5 protein-coding genes are annotated in these 4,719 nt (G+C 42.2%); 2 read left to right on the top strand and 3 right to left on the bottom strand.

Going from position 1 to position 4,719, the window contains the following annotated elements; translation table 11 throughout:
• Positions 1–143: 143 nt before the first annotated feature.
• Positions 144–350: a TOBE domain-containing protein gene (locus tag JCM14374_RS12670; RefSeq protein ID WP_054698115.1), complete on the bottom strand. Its 207-nt coding sequence runs from the start codon at positions 348–350 to the stop codon at positions 144–146.
• Positions 351–409: 59 nt separating this feature from the next.
• Complete coding sequence (yunB, locus tag JCM14374_RS12665; RefSeq protein WP_054698112.1) at positions 410–1,060, bottom strand: sporulation protein YunB; 651 nt, start codon at positions 1,058–1,060, stop codon at positions 410–412.
• 155 nt (positions 1,061–1,215) lie between these two features.
• Between yunB and JCM14374_RS15420 the strand changes: the two genes are divergently transcribed.
• Together JCM14374_RS15420 and gltX are read left to right on the top strand one after the other, a co-directional pair.
• Positions 1,216–1,626, top strand: coding sequence for a glutamate--tRNA ligase (locus JCM14374_RS15420; RefSeq protein WP_278279282.1), 411 nt, complete (start codon positions 1,216–1,218; stop codon positions 1,624–1,626).
• Positions 1,623–2,672, top strand: a complete 1,050-nt coding sequence (gltX, locus tag JCM14374_RS12660; protein WP_369397388.1) for a glutamate--tRNA ligase — start codon at positions 1,623–1,625, stop codon at positions 2,670–2,672. The genes JCM14374_RS15420 and gltX overlap by 4 nt, the downstream gene beginning before the upstream one ends.
• Positions 2,673–2,701: 29 nt before the next feature.
• Here gltX and JCM14374_RS12655 read toward each other — a convergent pair.
• Positions 2,702–4,719, bottom strand: a 2,018-nt coding sequence (locus JCM14374_RS12655) for a HAMP domain-containing methyl-accepting chemotaxis protein (protein ID WP_054698109.1), incomplete at its 5' end; no start/stop codon positions are given.

The raw sequence follows: 4,719 nt of genomic DNA, 5'->3' as shown, positions 1-4,719 counted from the left end.
CTGGCTCCCGGTTCCCCGGTCCCCTTGCGCTTGGCTTTTCCCCGCCGCGCGCAAAAACTATATTATCATGGGGTCATACAAATGTCAACCAGATTCAACAAATGTTTTGCGTTTTCACGTTTATAAATTTGGTGCTTATTAAATTATTCCTTAGCGATAACCACGTTTACGGCTTTAAACAAGGCTGTAACTTGGTCACCGACTTTCAAACCGGTTTCTTCTAATGAATCACGGGTCATCACAGAAGATACCAAAGCGTCACCGGCTTGTACCGTTACCTGGGCCATAACGGTTCCCATCTTGATATCAACCACTTTTCCGCTTAATTGGTTACGCACTGCTGCTTTCATGGTTATTCCTCCAACTCCAATTTTAATAATATTTTACCACAATTATAATTATTTATTATTTAGTCAAGCGGAACTGAGATGGCTTTCTGCAAATCACTGTTAGTATTTACATAAGTACGCGGTACTTCACCCACGATTATACTTTCAGCCAGGGGTATTGTAGTGCACACCTCCACGTTTTCATTTACATATGGGACGGCCAGTTTCATACGGGTTTTTATTTTAAAATATATCAAATGCCTCGTTTGGTTTACTCCCGCCTGGTTAAATTTATTTATAATATTTACGCTAATCTGTCCGGCGGGAATAACCTTTACTTTAATATTGGGACCGTAGCCCGCTAAGATAACCGATCCGGTTAACTGTCCTAATGGCACAGTTACAGTGTTTTCTCTGAGTTCTGTTAATGATCTTGCTATATCGGCTACGGTACTGGACATGATTTTATTCATAGCTATGGTATTAGGCTGAAGTAACACGATACGTCCTTCATTGTCTTTGTGAATCTGCACAATATCTTCATAGCTGATTTGTGACACCACTTCATTATTTACAATGCGGTTAATCCTCTCAGTTTCACCAACCTGCACCCTTGATTTAGCAATCTCAAGAACACTGGCCTTGATTCTCAAATCCACCATTATTATCAATATTATGAAAACCAAAAATAAAATGCCCAGACCGATTACTTTAACTCTTGCCTGACGCATCTGCCCACCCCCATACGATACAAATATATGAAACAAATTGCTGGGAGGTGTACACTTCTATCTTTTTCTGTCTGCTTTTTTGAAAAAAGAGCCGCAATGATATAGACTTTTTTAATAGAAGTATCGCTAAGACGCATGAAACGGAGTGAATATCTTTGGAAGAAATCCGGGTTCGTTTTGCGCCCAGTCCTACCGGAACCCTGCATATAGGCGGGGCGCGTACGGCGCTCTTTAACTGGCTTTTTGCCCGCAGCCAGGGAGGAAAATTTATATTACGCCTTGAAGATACCGATGTCACCCGCTCTACTGACGAATCAGCATCGGGCATTATCGAAGGGCTTTCCTGGCTGGGCTTGGATTGGGATGAAGGACCTGAGCGGGGAGGATTATATGGTCCATATCGGCAAAGCGAAAGGCTGCATATCTATAAGGATTACGCGCAAAAATTATTGGAAGAGGATAAGGCTTATTACTGTTTTTGTTCACCCGAAGAATTAAAACTACAAAGAGAAAAAGCTCAACAAGATAAAACTGAATATAAATATGACGCAGATGCCGATGTCTGAGCCATGAAACAATAAAATCATTTCTAGCTGAGGGCAAACGTCCAGTCTTAAGAATTAAGGTGCCGGAAAGTGGTTCAACGGTGGTTAAGGATTTAATTCGTGGGCGGGTGGAATTTTCAAACCGTCTTTTGGACGATTTTATTATTGTTAAATCAGATGGTTGGCCAACTTACAATTTTGCGGTGGTTATTGATGACGCCACTATGAAAATCAGCCATGTTATAAGGGCGGAAGAACACCTTTCAAACACCCCTAAACAGCTCTTATTATATGAAGCCCTGGGTTTTAATATTCCTGAGTTTGCGCATGTGTCCATGATTTTGGCTCCTGATCGCAGCAAACTTTCCAAACGCCATGGTGCAACATCGGTTCAAGAATTCAGGGATGAGGGTTATCTTCCTGAAGCCTTAATTAATTATCTGGCCCTTTTGGGCTGGTCCAGCGGTGAAGATACAGACTTCTGGAGTCTGCAGGCTCTGGCACAGAGCTTTAACCTTAATAATGTATCACGTTCTGCCGCTATCTATGACCTGGAGAAACTAAAATGGATGAATGGTCATTATTTGAGTAAGGCAGATCCAGAACGACTGCTGGCATGGATTACACACAATGGACGAGAGCAAGATTATCTCAACAAGTTCAGCCGGACATATATTTTAGAGGTAGTAAAATTGCTGCAAAACCGATTGAAAACCCTGGATGAGTTTTTCAATGAGGCCAGCTATTTCTTTTTTGCTCCGGAAGTATATGATGAAAAGGGGGTCAGTAAGTATTTTGCTGCTGACAATTCGAATGAGATTCTTATCCGCGTATTGGCTTTAATAGAAGAAATCAATCCTTTTAATGCTGCCAACCTGGAGAACGCTTTAAGAAGTGAGGCAGATAAAATGAATCTTAAAGCTGCCCAGCTTATTCATCCCACTCGCTTGGCCCTGTCAGGAAAAACCAATACCCCAGGTCTTTTTGAGGTTATGGAACTGCTGGGACGTGAAGCATGCACAGACCGAGTTAAACGAGCAATTTCGTATTTATACCATAACAGATAAGGCTGGTAAACCAGCCTTATCTGTTATTATTAATATTTTCCGAAGTCTTCTCTGCCCAGATCAATTCTTATCTGTGCATCTCCTCTATAATCAGCCCCTGTTTTTAAAGTTTGTTTAATCATCTCTGTTCTATTTTTAGAGGCATAACTATTGTGGTTTAGGGCGAATTTCCCAACCCTTTCCTTTAGAAGTTCAGCATGACTGGCCAGTTCCTCACTGGCTGCTGCACTTTCTTCGGCGTTAGCGTTATTCATTTGAGTCACATCGGATATTCCGGCAACACCCTGGTTAATCTGAGCTATAGCAGTAGCCTGGTCGGTTGAGGCTGATGCTATCTCTTTGACGAGATCAGCTACTGTAGTCACCCCTGTGGTAATCCTGCCTAAGGCTTCTGCAGTTTCATTAGCTATACGGGTTCCCATTTCCACTTTACTAATAGAGCCTTCAATCATTACCGTTGTTTCTTTGGCAGCATTGGCGCTCCTGGCCGCCAGATTTCTGACTTCTTCGGCCACGACTGCAAAGCCCTTGCCGTGTTGACCCGCCCGAGCCGCTTCTACAGCAGCATTCAGAGCCAAAATATTTGTTTGAAAAGCAATTTCATCGATTACCTTAATTATCTTGGATATCTTATTGGAGGCCTCATTGATTTCCGACATGGCTTTCAGCATTTCCTGCATTTCCTGGTTGCCGTAAGCAGCGTTTTCTTGAACTGTAGAGGCAGCTTCGTTAGCCCGAGCGGCATTTACCGCATTCTGCCGGGTCTGGGCAGCTATTTCATTCATTGCAGATGTGATTTCTTGAACTGAACTGGCCTGTTCGGTGGAAGCCTGGGAAAGCGATTGACTGGCATCGGCTACCTGGGCTGCTCCTGCCGCTACCTGTTCTGAGATATGGTCAATTTCACACAGAAGCATGTTTAAAGATTCGAGAGTGTCGTTTACAGCCTCTTTAACCTGGAGATAATCTCCCTGATATTCTCCGGTCATTTTTATATTAAGATTTCCGCGTGCTGCTTCCTTCATTACCTGCAGGGTTTCATTTACCGGAGCTGCCATAGCATCCATAACACCGTTTAGCCCCCGAATTATTTTGGCGTATTCACCGCTGTAATTTTCTGTATCTGCTCTCTCTTTCAATCTTCCTACAGTAGCCGCATCAGCCAAACTAAATATCTCTGCAATGACCCTATGCAAATTATCTTTGATTTCTTGTAATTTGTGTCCCAGTAAATCATTTTCTGAGCGAACACTTATATCAAATGAAAGGTTTCCGGCAGCTATTCTTTCAGCCACCCCTGCCTGGGTATGAATGTTTTCAATGACTGATGCGAATGATCTGGCCAGGATGCCAATTTCATCTTCATTTTTATTGGTTATTTTAACATTCACATCACCAACGGCAAGTAAATCAGCGGCTGTTACCATTTCCTGCAGCGGTTTACTTATCATTCGAGAAATAAACCAGCCCAAACCCAAGGCCATAGCAACCGCAATAATGATAAGTAATATCATATTGTAGACTGCACGTTGAGTAATACGCATGTTGTTTTCTGCTGTTCTTTTGGCCTGAAGGGCAATTTTTTCGTTGAGGTTTTTAAATTGTGAGTCAATGCTTTTAGCTACCTCTGCACCTTTCCCGGTGGTCGTTATTGCCCGGCTTTCTTCAATTTTATTAGCCATAACCAGTTGAATATACTGTTTCTGAATTATGTCGTAGTCTTCAAAGGTACGGTTCAGTTCTTGATAAGATTTGCGCAATTCATTATTTTTTAGGTTTTTACCAATGGCTTGAAGATTTTCCTCCAAACGTGAATCAAGTTCGGATATAATCTCCAGATTCTGCTGTCTCTGCGCGGAGTTATCTTTGAGAATCATATCCTTTAACTGCACCCTTCGGGCCTGAAAAGCAACTTCAACCGCGTTCAGGTGTTTTTGGGTATCTGTAGTTTCTTGATACAAGCGGGTACTCGAGTCATTTATTATCCGAATTTTATTTATACCCACATAACCAACTACACAGGCTATAAACGCTACCAACAAGAAAC

Source organism: Syntrophomonas palmitatica JCM 14374 (assembly GCF_001311885.1).
GTDB lineage: Bacteria > Bacillota > Syntrophomonadia > Syntrophomonadales > Syntrophomonadaceae > Syntrophomonas_A > Syntrophomonas_A palmitatica.
This window is presented reverse-complemented; position numbering and strand designations above follow the sequence as displayed.